General features: G+C 38.7%; 13 protein-coding genes. 8 read left to right on the plus strand and 5 right to left on the minus strand.

Going from position 1 to position 15,870, the window contains the following annotated elements; genetic code table 11:
- Positions 1–119: 119 nt before the first annotated feature.
- Both uraA and upp read right to left on the minus strand, forming a co-directional pair.
- Positions 120–1,421: a uracil permease gene (uraA, locus tag D7029_RS11260; RefSeq protein WP_194950727.1), complete on the minus strand. Its 1,302-nt coding sequence runs from the start codon at positions 1,419–1,421 to the stop codon at positions 120–122.
- Positions 1,422–1,612: 191 nt separating this feature from the next.
- A complete protein-coding gene (gene upp, locus D7029_RS11265; protein WP_023581896.1) occupies positions 1,613–2,239 on the minus strand; it encodes a uracil phosphoribosyltransferase in 627 nt (208 codons plus the stop codon).
- Between the two features lie 231 nt (positions 2,240–2,470).
- Here upp and purM point away from each other — a divergent pair, with 231 nt between their 5' ends.
- From purM to mgtE, 6 genes are all read left to right on the plus strand, one after another.
- Positions 2,471–3,511: a phosphoribosylformylglycinamidine cyclo-ligase gene (gene purM, locus D7029_RS11270; protein WP_194950728.1), complete on the plus strand. Its 1,041-nt coding sequence runs from the start codon at positions 2,471–2,473 to the stop codon at positions 3,509–3,511.
- A gap of 13 nt (positions 3,512–3,524) precedes the next feature.
- A complete protein-coding gene (gene purN / locus D7029_RS11275; RefSeq protein ID WP_194950729.1) occupies positions 3,525–4,154 on the plus strand; it encodes a phosphoribosylglycinamide formyltransferase in 630 nt (209 codons plus the stop codon).
- A 106-nt stretch (positions 4,155–4,260) separates the two neighbouring features.
- Entirely contained in the window at positions 4,261–4,851 is a 591-nt protein-coding gene (speG, locus tag D7029_RS11280; protein ID WP_088495291.1) for a spermidine N1-acetyltransferase, read from the plus strand.
- 46 nt (positions 4,852–4,897) lie between these two features.
- Positions 4,898–6,979 carry a polyphosphate kinase 1 gene (ppk1, locus tag D7029_RS11285; RefSeq protein ID WP_075671908.1) on the plus strand — a complete coding sequence of 694 codons (2,082 nt, stop codon included), beginning with the start codon at positions 4,898–4,900 and terminating at the stop codon, positions 6,977–6,979.
- Between the two features lie 4 nt (positions 6,980–6,983).
- Positions 6,984–8,516 carry an exopolyphosphatase gene (gene ppx / locus D7029_RS11290; protein ID WP_194950730.1) on the plus strand — a complete coding sequence of 511 codons (1,533 nt, stop codon included), beginning with the start codon at positions 6,984–6,986 and terminating at the stop codon, positions 8,514–8,516.
- A gap of 232 nt (positions 8,517–8,748) precedes the next feature.
- Positions 8,749–10,212, plus strand: coding sequence for a magnesium transporter (mgtE, locus tag D7029_RS11295; protein WP_088495288.1), 1,464 nt, complete (start codon positions 8,749–8,751; stop codon positions 10,210–10,212).
- 68 nt (positions 10,213–10,280) lie between these two features.
- Here mgtE and D7029_RS11300 read toward each other — a convergent pair whose 3' ends face one another.
- Entirely contained in the window at positions 10,281–10,502 is a 222-nt protein-coding gene (locus D7029_RS11300; protein ID WP_194950731.1) for a hypothetical protein, read from the minus strand.
- Between the two features lie 772 nt (positions 10,503–11,274).
- Between D7029_RS11300 and D7029_RS11305 the strand changes: the two genes are divergently transcribed.
- Both D7029_RS11305 and D7029_RS11310 read left to right on the plus strand, forming a co-directional pair.
- Complete coding sequence (locus tag D7029_RS11305) at positions 11,275–12,648, plus strand: MFS transporter (RefSeq protein ID WP_088495286.1); 1,374 nt, start codon at positions 11,275–11,277, stop codon at positions 12,646–12,648.
- Positions 12,649–12,879: 231 nt separating this feature from the next.
- The gene (locus tag D7029_RS11310) at positions 12,880–13,530 is read left to right on the plus strand and encodes an RES family NAD+ phosphorylase (RefSeq protein ID WP_228766672.1); all 651 of its coding nucleotides are present in this window, start codon (positions 12,880–12,882) and stop codon (positions 13,528–13,530) included.
- 23 nt (positions 13,531–13,553) lie between these two features.
- Here the strand turns inward: D7029_RS11310 and D7029_RS11315 are convergent, their stop codons facing one another.
- Both D7029_RS11315 and dtpA read right to left on the minus strand, forming a co-directional pair.
- Positions 13,554–14,183 (minus strand): DNA-binding protein, encoded by a 630-nt coding sequence (locus D7029_RS11315; RefSeq protein ID WP_161711438.1) that lies wholly within the window; start codon positions 14,181–14,183, stop codon positions 13,554–13,556.
- Between the two features lie 131 nt (positions 14,184–14,314).
- Positions 14,315–15,781 carry a dipeptide/tripeptide permease DtpA gene (dtpA, locus tag D7029_RS11320; protein WP_161711437.1) on the minus strand — a complete coding sequence of 489 codons (1,467 nt, stop codon included), beginning with the start codon at positions 15,779–15,781 and terminating at the stop codon, positions 14,315–14,317.
- Positions 15,782–15,870: the final 89 nt, after the last annotated feature.

The following is a 15,870-nucleotide window of genomic DNA, read 5'->3' on the forward strand; positions in this document are numbered from 1 at the left end:
TTAAAACATCAAAAATCTTAGTTTTTAATATGACACAAAAAACAAAGCGCAATAAAAAAGGTGGAGATCATCCACCTTTTTATTAATTTCAGCATATTGCTTTAGATTTTCTTAATCGATTACTTTTTGTTTGCTGTACCACTAACAGACTCGATAGTGTTATCCACTAATTCTGTTTCAGGGCGAACAATACTAACTAATTTAAAGATTAAGCTTAAAACAATACCTACGATAGTTGCTAATGCCATGCCTTTTAATTCAGCCGCACCAATCTGAATGGATGCACCACTCACACCAACAATCAGAATAATTGCAGTTAATATCAAGTTTTGCGGTTTGTTATAATCCACTTTTGAATCTAACAAGACACGAATACCTGATGCACCAATAACACCGTAAAGTAGTAGTGAAACTCCACCCATCACTGGAACAGGCACAGCAGCAATCGCCGCAGCGAGTTTACCGACACAAGATAATAAGATAGCGAGAATTGCCGCGCCACCAATAACCCATGAGCTGTAAACTTTAGTGATAGCCATAACACCAATATTTTCACCATAAGTGGTATTTGGTGTTGAGCCAAAGAAACCCGAAATAATGGTAGAGAAACCGTTTGCGAACATAGAACGATGTAAGCCAGGGTTTTTCATTAAATCGCGTTGCACAATATTTGCTGTAACAACAAGGTGTCCAACGTGCTCTGCAATAACCACTAATGCAGCAGGTAGGATAATAAAGATAGCACTCCATTCAAAACGCGGAGAATAGAATGTCGGTAGTGCAAACCAGTTAGCTTCTTTAATTGGAGTAATATCAACAACGCCCAAGAAGAAAGAGAGTGCATAACCTGCTAGTACCCCAATAAGGATAGGAATAATAGCAAGGAATCCTCTAAACATCACAGAGCCTAAGATTGTCACCCCTAAAGTCACCATAGAAATAAGCAGTGTTTGGGTATCAACCGGTGCATCAGCACTTGGTAATAATCCTGCCATTCCCGCAGCAGTTCCAGCTAATTCAAGTCCGATGACGGCAACGATTGCGCCCATTGCCGCAGGCGGAAACATCACATTAATCCAGCCTCGTCCTGCTATTTTAACAATACCTGCAACGATACAAAATAACACACCACAGACGATGAATCCCCCGAGTGCTAATTCATACCCTAAAGGTAATAGTAAAAGTACGGGTGAGATAAACGCGAAACTTGAACCTAAATAAGCAGGAATGCGTCCTTTACAAATAAAGAGATAAAGCAGGGTTCCGATCCCGTTAAATAACAATATTGTTGCCGGATTAACTTTAAATAAAATTGGCACAAGTACGGTGGCGCCAAACATTGCAAACAGATGTTGAAGACTCAACGGAATTGTTTGTAATAATGGTGGGCGCTCTTCTACCCCGATTGCACGACGAGTCATGCTTACGACCTCTCTTTAATATGAATGTGAAATTGGTTTGTATTTTTAACTTTATACTCGTCTTACTTTAAGCCACCGCGTTGCTAACTACGCTCACTCGAACGAGTCATCTAGCGGCACCTTAAAATATTTAGAGTATAGAACAAATAAGTGGTCCAAAAAAAAGCCGACTATCAAAGTCGGCTTAATTATTATTTTGTACCAAATATCTTATCACCAGCATCGCCAAGACCTGGAACGATGTACCCGTGCTCATTAAGATGACTATCAATAGATGCAGTATATAACTCCACATCTGGATGAGCTTCTTCTAATGCCTTAATACCTTCTGGAGCAGCAACCAGTACTAATACTTTAATTGAAGTACAGCCCGCATTTTTTAATAAATCAATTGTGGCAATCATAGAGCCGCCTGTTGCTAACATAGGGTCAACAACAAGAGCCATACGCTCTTCAATATTGGATGCTAATTTCTGGAAGTAAGGGACAGGTTTTAATGTTTCTTCATCGCGGTAAACGCCAACTACACTGATTCGGGCACTAGGAATATTTTCTAATACTCCATCCATCATCCCGATACCTGCACGGAGGATAGGAACTACTGTGATTTTTTTTCCTTTAATCTGTTCTATCTCTACCGAACCACACCAACCTTCTATTGTTACCGTCTCTGTTTCTAAATCGGCGGTAGCTTCATACGTCAGTAGACTGGAAACTTCTGAAGCCAGTTCACGAAAGCGTTTAGTGCTTATATCATGATCTCGCATCAGCCCCAATTTATGTTGAATGAGTGGGTGTTTTACCTCAACGATCTTCATAATTTCTCCTAATGTACGACGCAGCCTGACAAAAAAATCGCGAGATTATACCGCTTTTTTGCCAACATTCCATCGTTTTTCTATTGATATTGATCAAACGCACAGCTTTTAACCACACCAACATGAATAATTGTGACCTATAAAGAAGATCCTCGCAAACGTTTGCTTTGCCTGTTAGAATAGCGTCCGCACACATTTTTTCTTAACAGCAACTTGCCGTGAGGGCTCTACGTGACTAACAAATCCTCTCTCAGCTATAAAGATGCCGGTGTCGATATTGATGCAGGTAATGCTTTAGTCGATCGTATCAAAGGTGTAGTAAAAGAAACCCGCCGTCCTGAAGTTATGGGGGGTTTAGGTGGTTTTGGCGCACTTTGTGCAATTCCATCTAAATACCGTGAACCTATTTTAGTTTCAGGCACAGATGGCGTAGGAACTAAACTTCGCCTTGCGATGGATTTAAATCGCCATGATGACATCGGTATTGATTTAGTCGCAATGTGTGTCAACGATTTGATTGTTCAAGGTGCAGAACCCCTTTTCTTCCTTGACTACTATGCCACAGGAAAATTAGATGTCGATACCGCAGCACGCGTAGTAACAGGTATTGCAGAAGGTTGTAAGCAATCTGGTTGTGCGTTAGTTGGCGGTGAAACTGCTGAAATGCCAGGAATGTACCACGGTAACGATTATGATATCGCAGGCTTTTGTGTCGGTGTGGTTGAAAAATCAGAAATTATCGATGGTAGCAAAGTTAAAGCTGGCGATGCGCTAATCGCTTTAGCATCAAGTGGTCCTCATTCTAATGGCTATTCATTAGTCAGAAAAATTCTTGAAGTTAGCAATACACAAGCTGAAAGCACATCATTAGGCGATAAATCATTAGCCGATCACCTATTAGCCCCTACTCGTATTTATGTGAAGTCACTGCTTTCATTAATTGAAAATGTAGATATCCATGCTGTGGCACATATTACAGGTGGCGGATTCTGGGAAAATATTCCTCGCGTATTACCTGAAAACACGCAAGCGCGTATTGAAAGTAAAAGTTGGGAATGGCCACTGGTTTTCAAATGGCTACAAGATGCCGGACAAGTCAGCACACATGAAATGTATCGCACCTTTAACTGTGGCGTTGGATTGTTAATTGCCGTTAACCCAAATGACGTTGAAAAAACATTAGCGCATCTGGCTGAATGTGGTGAAAACGCATGGTTAATTGGTGAAGTTGCGCCACAAGCAGCTGGTGAAGCACAAGTTATTATTAACTAATGAAAGCATGTGAATGAAAAATATTGTCGTCCTTATCTCAGGAAACGGCAGCAACCTACAGGCGGTTATCGACGCCTGTAGGGCAAATAAAATCACAGGTAATGTGGTTGCTGTCTTAAGTAATAAAGCCGATGCATACGGTCTTGAACGAGCAAAACTTGCTAATATTCCAGCTTATTTTGTTGATCCGACTCTATACAATGACAGAGCGGATTACGATAAAGCGTTAATTGAAAAAATCGATGCTTATCAGCCCGATATTGTGGTTCTAGCTGGTTTTATGCGTATTTTATCGCCTGATTTTGTCACTCATTATCAGCATAAATTATTAAATATTCATCCTTCTTTACTTCCTAAATATCCCGGATTACACACTCATCGCCAAGTTTTAGCGAATAAAGACTCTTTTCATGGCGTTACCGTCCATTTTGTTACAGAAGAGCTTGATGGTGGTCCCATGATTATTCAGGCGCGTATTCCTGTTTTGCCAGATGATACTGAACAATCATTACAAGCAAGAATACAAACTGAAGAGTATCGTATTTATCCATTAGCGATCGGTTGGTTAGCTGACGAGCGATTAAAAATGCAGAATAATCAAGCCTTTCTCGATGATATTGCGCTTTTCGACAATCTTGGTTAACTATTTCGTTTAAGATAAAAAGTCACATTGTGCTACACTGTAGCTTGCGTGACTTTTTTTGTGTCACCCTTTTCTCTTTTTATTCAATGCATTCACCGAGGTGCTTATGTCCGGTGGTAAGAAAGTTCCACCTATAAAATTACGTCCTCTCGAACGAGAAGATCTCTCTTTTGTCCATCAACTTGATAATAATGCCAGCGTTATGCGCTATTGGTTTGAAGAGCCTTATGAGGCTTTTATCGAGTTAAGCGACCTTTATGAAAAACATATTCACGACCAAAGCGAGCGCCGTTTTATTGCCGAAAGTGACGGCACTAAAGTTGGGCTTGTCGAGTTGGTTGAAATTGATTATGTTCACCGTCGTGCTGAATTCCAAATCATCATCGCACCTGCACATCAAGGCCACGGATATGCTGCGCGAGCCGCAAAATTGGCGATGGATTATGCTTTCTCTGTACTTAATTTATACAAACTCTATTTGATCGTCGATAAAGAGAATGCTAAAGCGATTCATATTTATGAAAAGCTTGGCTTTAAAAAAGAAGGTGATTTAATAGATGAGTTTTTTGTTAACGGTGCCTACCGTTCTGCGATTAGAATGTGTACTTTCCAAGCGCCTTATTTTGAACAAAAAGCCAAAGAGGCGAAACCCGAAAATTTTGTTAAGCCGGGTGCGACCATTAAGCAACACGTCTGATTTATTCAGATATTAAGTTTTAACTTTAACCCTTGTTGGAGTTCAGATGTCCCAGGAACGACTCTATATTGATAAAGAGATCAGTTGGCTTGCGTTTAACGAACGTGTATTACAAGAGGCGGCTGATAAACGAAACCCGTTAATTGAAAGAGTCAGGTTTCTGGGGATCTATTCAAATAATCTTGATGAGTTCTACAAGGTTCGTTTTGCCGATGTAAAACGCCGTATTTTAATTAATGAAGAGCGTGGTTCACGCTCTGCATCAAGTCATGCTCGCCATCTTATAAAGAAAATTCAGTCAAAAGTGGCTAAAGCTGACCAAGAGTTTGATGCCTTATATAATGATTTGTTACTTGAAATGGCGCGAAATCAAATATTTTTAATTAACGAACGCCAAATCTCACCTAATCAACAAATCTGGTTACGCCAATACTTCCGTCAAAATTTAAGAAAACACATCACGCCTATTTTGATTAATCCTGAAACAGACTTAGTTGAGTTTCTTAAAGATGACTATACCTATTTAGCGGTTGAAATTGTGCAAGGGCAAATTATTCATTACGCCCTGCTAGAAATTCCATCAGATAAAGTACCCCGTTTTGTTATTCTGCCGACAGATCAAGGACGTAGTAAGAAAAAATCCATGATTTTATTGGATAATATTTTACGCTACTGTCTTGATGAGGTATTTAAAGGCTTTTTTGATTATGATTCATTAAGTGCTTACTCCATGAAAATGACGCGAGATGCCGAGTACGATCTCGCGACAGAAATGGAATCTAGTTTACTTGAAATGATGTCATCGACATTAAAACAGCGCCTTACCGCAGAACCCGTCCGTTTTGTTTATCAGCGAGATATGCCTGATGAAATGGTGGCACTACTGCGCAGTAAATTAGGTTTATCGAATAATGACTCCGTAATAGCTGGTGGTCGTTATCATAATTTTAAAGATTTTATTAACTTCCCAAATGAAGGGAGTAAATTTCTTTTAAATAAAGTGATCCCACGCTTACGCCATGTGTGGTTTGATAATTTCCGTAATGGCTTTGATGCAATACGTGAGCGCGATGTCTTACTCTATTATCCTTATCATACCTTTGAGCATGTGCTGGAATTGTTGCGCCAAGCCTCTTTCGACCCAAGTGTTATCTCAATAAAAATCAATATTTACCGTGTTGCTAAAGATTCTCGGATCATTGATTCGATGATCCACGCTGCGCATAACGGCAAACGTGTCACTGTTGTCGTTGAGTTACAAGCTCGCTTTGATGAAGCAGCAAATATTCACTGGGCAAAACGCCTGACAGAAGCAGGTGTACACGTTATTTTCTCAGCCCCAGGTCTGAAAATTCACGCGAAGTTATTTATCATTTCACGTTTAGAAAATGGTGAAATTATTCGCTATGCTCATATTGGTACCGGGAACTTTAACGAAAAAACAGCGCGTCTTTATACTGACTATTCATTATTAACGGCGAATACCGAAATTACTAATGAAGTGCGCCGCGTCTTTAGTTTTATTGAAAATCCTTATCGTCCAGTGACTTTTGAACATTTAATGGTTTCACCACAAAACTCGCGTATTCTGTTAAATCAATTAATCACAAACGAAATTCACAGTGCCCAAGCCGGACATCCCGCAGGGATCACACTAAAAGTGAATAACTTAGTTGATGAAGAGCTCGTTAATCGCCTTTATGACGCGTCAGAAGCTGGCGTAAAAGTACGATTATTAGTACGCGGAATGTGTTCTTTAGTCCCTAATCAACCGGGATTTAGTGAAAATATTCAGGTAACCAGCATTGTTGACCGATTTTTAGAACACGATCGTGTCTATGTGTTTACTAATAAAGGCGATGAAAAAATCTTTCTCTCTTCTGCGGATTGGATGACGCGAAATCTTGATTATCGTATTGAAGTTGCAGTGGCTTTGCTTGATCCTCAACTTAAACAGCGCGTTCTTGATATTCTGGATATTCAATTTAATGACACCGTAAAAGCACGTTATATCGATAAAGATTTAACAAATAGCTATGTTCCTCGTGGAAATAAACGTAAGATCCGTTCCCAGCTTGCTGTCTATGAGTACATTAAATTGTTAGAACAACCCGATCCACGAGCGTAATTCTATGCCTTTATCACAAGATGACTCTTCACCACGTCCTTTAGAAATTGCGGCTATTGACCTCGGTTCTAATAGTTTTCATATGATTATTGCGCGGGTTGTTAATGGCGCATTACAAGTATTAAGCCGTTTAAAACAGCGAGTTTATCTTGCTGATGGGCTTGATGATGATAACGAATTAAGCGAAGAGGCTATGTTACGTGGGCTTTCAGCCCTTTCTCTTTTTGCTGAAAGGTTACAGGGCTTTCCTGCGGAAAATGTCACCGTCGTGGGAACGCATACTTTGCGTGTCGCCACTAATGCGAAAGTCTTTCTTCAACGCGCCAAAGAAGTTATTCCTTATCCTATCGAAATTATTTCGGGACACGAAGAAGCTCGACTTATTTTTATGGGTGTTGAACACACTCAATCTGAAAAAGGTCGAAAGCTCGTTATTGATATCGGTGGTGGCTCAACAGAATTGGTTATTGGTGAAAATTTTGAACCAATCTTAATCGAAAGCCAACGCATGGGTTGTGTCAGTTTTAGCCGTCAATTTTTCCCAGAACAAAAAATCAGCGAATCCGCTTTTCGTAAAGCACGAGAAAAAGCCGCGCGTAAAATGGAAAAAATTGCATGGCAATACAAAATGACTGGCTGGGATGTGGCGTTAGGGGCTTCAGGAACGATTAAAGCCGCTTATGAGATCTTAGTTGAGTTTGGTGAAAAAGACGGTGTTATCACACCCGAGCGCCTGCTTATGCTCACCAAACAAGTTTTACGATTTAAGAAATTTAAAGATATCGCCCTACCGGGATTATCCGATGAGCGTAAACATGTTTTTGTACCGGGTTTGGCAATTTTATGCGGGATTTTTGATTCTTTAGGATTAAAAGCTCTACACCTATCTGATGGTGCATTACGCGAAGGTGTACTTTATGAAATGGAAGGCAGATTTCGCCATCAAGATATTCGTCAACGCACAGCAAAAAGCCTTGCAGAGCACTATAATATCGATAGAGAGCAAGCAAAACGTGTTCTTGAAACAATGCAGTCTCTCTACGCTCAGTGGGCACAGCAAAATCCTAAATTAGTTCGTCCTGATTTAGAAGCTATTTTAATCTGGGCTGTCATGTTACATGAGGTGGGATTAAGCATTAATTTAAGCGGGTTACATCGTCATTCTGCCTATATTCTTTCAAATACTGATTTACCCGGTTTTAATCAAGAACAACAACTGTTATTAACAACCCTAGTTCGCTATCACCGAAAAGGGATCAAGTTAGATGAGTTGCCAAAATTTAATCTTTATAAAAAGAAACAGTATTTCCCACTCGTACAAATACTAAGATTAGCAACTTTACTTAATAATCAGCGACAATCGACGACAAAACCCGCATCTTTGCGTTTAGTTACAGATGAAAATCATTGGACGCTTTATTTTCCTAAAAAATATCTTTCCGATAACACATTGATGGAATTGGATTTAGAAAAAGAACAAGAGCATTGGCAGTCGGTTCCAGGTTGGAAACTGGATATAAAAGAGGAATCTGCTTAACAATATGATATTATACAGAAAAAGACGCTAGTCAATGCGTCTTTTGTTGCATCTATCATACAACAACTATCACATAACAACATAGGTTTGATTTGTGACCATAATATGAACATCACCAACGCAATATTGTTCAAGATTCATATTTTTTATACGGAGAAGACCGATAATCATCCTAAAATGGAATAATTAGTGTCAATGGTTATCTCCCTCGTAAGAATTAAAAAGGAATAACATGTCTCAAACAGCTATCAACAATGATACTGCGGCTGCCATCAATCCGTATTCACAAAAAGTGGCACACCTGCGTCAGCAAATTTTGAGCATCTTTCTCGAAGATGATCATTTTGTTGAAACCGTTTTAGGTGAAGCAAGTGAAAATGATAGGCTGAGCCACCATGAACTTCATGAAAAAATCACCACTGTTAGAGAATTACTACAAGATCTACACGCGGCAGATATTGCAGATATTCTTGAAGCCCTTCCCTATGACGAACGTCTAGCCCTGTGGCATTTGGTTGATAATAATGAACGTGGTGCTGTTTTAGTCGAAGCTTCTGTCGCCGTTTGGGACAGCTTAATTAAAGATATGACTGACCGTGAGTTATTACGATCGGTCGCCACATTACATGTGGATGAGCAAGCATATATCGCAGAGCACTTACCTCGCGATACGATGCGTCGTCTTCTTACCTATTTAGAACCAAGCCTGCGTAATAGAATAAGAGAAGTTCTTCAATATCCAAAAGACAGTGTCGGTCAGATGATGGATTTTGAGTTCGTCACTGTGCGAGGCAATGTCACATTAAAAACGGTACAGCGCTATTTACGCCAACGAGGCTCTATTCCTGAAGCAACGGATAAAATTTTCGTTATTGATAATAAAAATCATCTATTGGGCGAGCTTCCATTAACCACCGTTTTAACCCAATCTCCTGATAAGCTTGTCTCTGATGTAATGAAAACAGACACTGTTAGCTTTATGCCAGAAGAAAAAGGTGAAGATGCAGCGGGCGCGTTCGAACGTTATGACTTAATTTCTGCAGCTGTTGTTGATAGTAACGGTCTTCTAATGGGGCGATTAACCGTTGAAGATATCGTTGATAACATGCATGAAGAGAGCGATACCAATATTCGTCGTATGGGTGGTTTGAGCCCAGAAGAAGACGTCTTCGCACCCGTCGGTCAAGCTGTTAAAACACGTTGGACTTGGCTGGCTATCAACTTATGTACTGCTTTCGTTGCCTCTCGTGTTATCGGTGTCTTTGAAGATACCATTTCCCAATTAGTCGCCCTCGCCACATTGATGCCGATTGTTGCGGGTATTGGGGGAAATACAGGTAATCAGACCATCACAATGATTGTTCGCGCATTAGCGCTACACCAAATTCAAACCGGAAGCTTTTCTTTCTTAATTTTAAGAGAGCTTGGTGTTGCCTTTATTAACGGCGTTGTTTGGGGGGGAATAATGGGAATTGTCACTTACCTCCTCTATGGCGACCTTGCTATGGGTGCGGTAATGACAATGGCGATGGTATTAAACCTCTTAATGGCTGCCATGATGGGTGTATTGATCCCAATGACAATGATTAAATTAGGTAAAGATCCTGCAATTGGTTCAAGCGTTATGATAACCGCAATTACAGATACCGGTGGTTTCTTTATCTTCTTAGGTTTAGCAACTATCTTCTTAGTCTAAGAAAAGCCTCAATAACACTAACGCCACTGCTAATAAAATACAGTGGCGTTTTTTATATCGATAAATAATTAAGCCGTTGTTGAAAGGTAATAATAGACAAGCAACAATGCGATAATCAATGAAGTAATAAAAGTCTTTTTAACAGAGGCACTTAGTAAATAGCTGTCATTTTGATTGGTGTTATTAAGCATGGTTTTTAATACCAAACTACCACCTAATGCGACGATAGAAAGTGATGCAAACAGAACAATTGCAGCTAAGAGAACAGCACTCATTGAGATAGAGACCATAAATCCTCCGACATATCAATTGACTTCCTGATGTAATTATAACCAAGAATAGTTTTTTTGATGCCTCTTTTTGTTTTTATTTTTAATTTAATGGCAAAACAAAGAAAAACCACATTATGCATAAAAACACAAAAATAAAGTTATCATTGTAAATTTTATTGGATTTTGATTTCAACAAATAAATAAATAGTGAAATTTAATTTCAATTGATGGGAATTTAACATACAGTAGAATATTCTAATAATTCATTTTCTATCAGATCATATCTTTCATTATTAATACTGTTAGCTTTCTTAATTATCTAATAATAACTTTATTTCTGGAAAATAATAAATTAACGTATCTCTTAATTTATTATATTTACGGTTATTTAAATTAGAATAAATATATTCAGCATTAAACATTTTTTATTTAAAAATACAGAGTTCTTACTTATTTGTAAGTCATTTAATATTTTTATTTTATGTTGTAAATTATTAAAATATCGATATTTAAACAAACAAAATAACAACAACAAAAACAAGATAATCTAAAAAAACCCCAAAAAACCAGTTCATACTGTTGTTTTAATTTCATCTATTTACATTATTAAGAGCTTCCTGTTATAACTTAAACCATCATCACAACATTATTCTTTCTCGCATAAATAGTCTTTAAATAACCTTTTGCTGTTATTTATTTGCACCCTATTTTATTCGCTAATTTAAAAAGAATTTAATTGTGAACTTATTACTTATTATTTTTATCACGATGATTATTATAGGTTGTTATTATGACATCACAATCACACTCCACTCAGCCGTTGAGTCAACCTACGGCAAGACCATTGAACCGCAACGACTATAAAACGTTGGGTTTATCCTCACTAGGGGGAACTTTGGAGTTCTATGATTTCGTGATCTTCGTGTTCTTTACGAAAACATTGAGCCACTTGTTCTTTCCTGGTGATAACGCCTTTATTGCACAAATGCAAACATTAGGTATTTTTGCAGCCGGTTATCTTGCTCGCCCTCTGGGTGGCATTATTATGGCACACTACGGAGATATTATTGGCCGTAAACGTATGTTTACCTTAAGTATCTTCTTAATGGCTGTACCAACATTAGTTATTGGTTTATTACCAACTTATGCCAGCATTGGCGTTGCAGCACCATTGTTGTTGTTATTAATGCGTATTATGCAAGGCGCAGCCATTGGTGGTGAAATGCCGGGTGCTTGGGTATTTATCGCAGAGCACACGCCAAAACAACGTTATGGATTAGGTGTAGGAACATTAACCTCAGGTATTACAGGCGGTATTTTATTAGGTTCCATCGTTGCGATTATCGTTCAACGTAGCTATACCGGCCAAGAAGTGAATGATTTTGCATGGCGTATTCCCTTTATCTTAGGGGGCGTATTTGGCTTAATCTCTGTTTACTTACGTCGTTTTTTACAAGAAACCCCTATCTTTAAAGAGATGGCGGCGAAAAAAGCGTTAGCACAAGAAATGCCAGTCGTTTCAGTTATTAAGAACCACAAACAAGCGTGTTTAATTACTGCTGCGTTAACATGGTCTTTATCAACGGCTATCGTTGTCACCATTTTAATGACACCGGGCGTTATTGTTGAAGGGATCTATAAAATTGATAGAACAACGTCATTAGAAGCGAACTGTGTTGCAACATTAACGTTAACCTTAGGTTGTATATTCTGGGGTTGGATTGGTGACAAATTAGGAACGCGCGCGTCAATGACATTATCATGGGGTGGTTTGATTGTTACTGCATTCCATTTCTATGGCAGTTTAGATGCCGCGATGACAGGTTTTCAGTTAGCGTTTAACTATGGTTTGATGGGCTTTTTTGTAGGAGCGATTGCAACTACACCGATTGTTAGCACAAGAGCATTTCCACCATCAATTCGTTTTTCTGGCTTGTCTTTTGCTTACAATATGGCTTATGCCTTATTCGGTGGATTAACGCCAATGTTAACAGGTATATGGTTAGAAAAAACCGCAATGGCGGGTGCCTATTATGTCGCTGGCGTATCATTATTAGCTATTGCAGTCGCTTTCTTACCTTTAGCGTATAAAGGTTGGGCGGCAGTAAAACCCACAACAAGAGAGAAAGATGTTGCATTGCAGATTGATAAAGTGATTGGTTAAGCCTTTATCAATGTATAAATATGTTCTATAAGTATCCCCTTATATAATACCGCCCTTAAAAAGGGCGGTATTTTTTTGTGTTTTGCAGTTTTTCTGAATTTTATTACTTTGAAAATCAAAACCTTGAAAAGGTTTTGATTGAACTCTACCCTATTCAAACGTTTTATTTTCTTAATAGGGAATATTTGAAAGCTGATGGCATATCAAAACAGAAAAGGACTCCACAAGAAATTGAATATACTTGAGTTGCAAGGTTACATTCCTTGTAAAACACAAAGAAAAATTCAACAAAAACGCTGGCAATGGAAGTCTTACTCATCAGGTATACATTACTCTGCGCCAAGCAATGTATTGGAAATGGGTCGTTATAATGATCCAACAGCAAGAACAGGTATTTGCTATACCGCTGATTATGCTGTTATTGCAATTGCTGAATCTTTAGGACGCCTTTATCAAAACAGAAAAAACTTTATTATTGGATCTAGTGATTTAAAAAAAGCACAGATATATACACTAAGTACTACACGTAAAACAAAGCTTATCGATATATCAAGACTACAAGGCATACTGCATATCACCGCCGACAAAATGACGGGCAAGCATTATAACCTTACTCAATCTATTGTTGACTGGGCAGCGAATACACCAGAGCTCGATTATGATGGTATAACATATCCCTCAAGGCACTATTTGGGCATGTGTACTGCTTTTTGGGCGAAGAAAGAGCGCCTTGCTCCTTTAGTAGAGCTATCACATTGTTCTATTGATACTTATAGTGATAATAGAAAGGAAAACTTCCCACAAAATTGGTTATATGATGATATTTCAGGAATTGAGATCATTACAGAAACATTGCAATTTGATATTAATATCGACGAATAAACAGCCCAATACTGGGCTGTTTATTAAAGAGCAACGTGTTTACCAAAAAGGTTAGCTTGATGAATAAGTTCCTGCATTTGCTCACTCATTCGTCCATATTTTTTTAATGCATCTATGACATTAAGATTTTTGTCATCATCAAAAAAATACATGCTTGTTAAAAAAGAGACTTTGGTGGTCGAGCTCATATCACCCAGTAAAACTAAGATTTCATCTAAACCATCAATCAACTGGTTACCATTAAACTGAAATATGGGTAATCGATACTCGCCTCCTACTTTAACAGCTAATAGTTTATTTGCTTTCAGGCGGTTATTAATTGTCTGGCGTTTGACACCTAAAATTTCGGCGGCTTGGCTAGCTCGACATGTTCCGCCTAATGCTTTTAATTGCTCTGAAAACTTAATAGCCCCTTCATTTAAACGAGCAATTTGGCGTTGTTCCCTTGGCGATATCTCACTGGCACGCTCCAGCTGTGTTTCAAAAATAAGCCTAGCGAGTTCGTTATCTGTCATTTCTAATGCATTAGTTAAACTTTTTTTCTCTGCTAATGTTTCAACTAACTCTTGAGTTAAATTAGCCATTCTTTTAAGAACAGCCATTCTCTCTATTGATAACGCTTGAGGTGAGCTTTTTTGTATTGTGGTATTCATAACGCCTCCTTTACTCTTTGCTGATTATATGATGAGTAAAGTGTAAAAAACAAGTACGATTTACATACAATAAAGGATGCCTTATGGCATCCTTTATTCTTCTTAAGAACCTGTTTTTTTAATGGCAAAAATTACTGTGTCATTTTGCTCAGCATAGGTGCTGTGATCAGCATTAGAACTGCGATAACACCTGTTACAATACCGATTTGCAAGAAGACACTGCTATAAATTTCTAATGAAGCATGAGCACTTTGCACATCTTCTGGTACTGCCATTAAACTTGCCACTTTACCTGCAATAATTGCTGCGGCTGCCGAAGTTAAGAACCAAGCGCCCATGATAAAGCCCATTAAACGCTGTGGTACAAGTTGAGCAACCATTGCAAGACCAAGTCCTGAAATCATCAGCTCACCGATACTTTGGAAACCATAACTTGCAACTAACCACCATGAAGACACAATACCGGCTTCATTTGCCATGCTTGCACCCAGTGGTAACACTAAGAATGCAGTCGCACTTAGGAACATCCCTACGGTAAACTTATATGGCATTGGCAGTTTATCACCCATAAAGTTATACACAGCCGCTAACAGTGGGCTTGCTAACATGATCCAGAATGGATTAAGTGATTGGAATTGTTCTGGTTCAACGCTAAAACCTAACAGAGAGTGTTCTACGTTATGGATTGCGAAGAAGTTTAAAGACGTTGGCATTTGATCGTAAAGAACAAAGAAGACCACGGCTTCAACCATTAATAAGAAAGCAACAATCATCTTGCGACGTGCAGCACCTTTCATCATAAAGGTTTCGCGCGCAAAAATCAGGATGATACCTAATGAGATGATGGCTAAAGACCAGCTTGCCACTTCATTATTGTGTAACAGCCAAGTAGATAGTGCAGTTAATGCAACGATACCCACCAGCGTTAATAATAATTTTGAATAATTAAGCGGTTCAAAGTCAGGTTTAGAACCTTTATCTTTGATCCAACCACGACAAACCATAAAGTTTGCTAAGGTGATCAGCATACCTACAACGCTTAATGCAAACGCAACATCCCAACCATAATTAGCGGCTAACCACGGTGTTGCTAACATAGATAAGAACGAACCTACGTTGATAGACATATAGTACATCGTAAATGCACCGTCTAATTGCGGATCGTCTTTCTCATAACATGTTGCTAATAATGAAGATGGGTTGGCTTTAAATAAACCATTACCTACTGCAATCGTTGCAAGTCCCCAATAAATCACGTCTTTATCGTGATCTGAGAATGCCACCATTGCATAACCAATTGCGAGTACGATTGCCCCAAGAATAATAACCCTTTTAGTACCAAGGATTTTATCCCCAAGCCATCCACCGATAGCAACAAAGCCATAAACTAATGCGGTAAATGCAGCAAAAACAGTGATAGCTTCTGCTTCACCCATGCCCAGCATTTTAACCAAGTAAACGGCCATGATCCCTTGCAGACCGTAATAGCCGAAACGTTCCCATAATTCTATTGAGAAGATGAGATAAAACGCACGAGGCTGTTTAAACGCATTCAGGCTCGGTTTTTGTCCATCATCAGGTGTGTTTGCAGTTGACACTAAAAACCTCTAATTATTCTATTATGCCTTTATATTTAGGCTAATTTTTTACAAAAATTTCTTTATTTAAGACAGAGTTAAAGCTCGGT

The organism is Proteus vulgaris (assembly GCF_016647575.1).
Lineage (GTDB): Bacteria > Pseudomonadota > Gammaproteobacteria > Enterobacterales > Enterobacteriaceae > Proteus > Proteus mirabilis_B.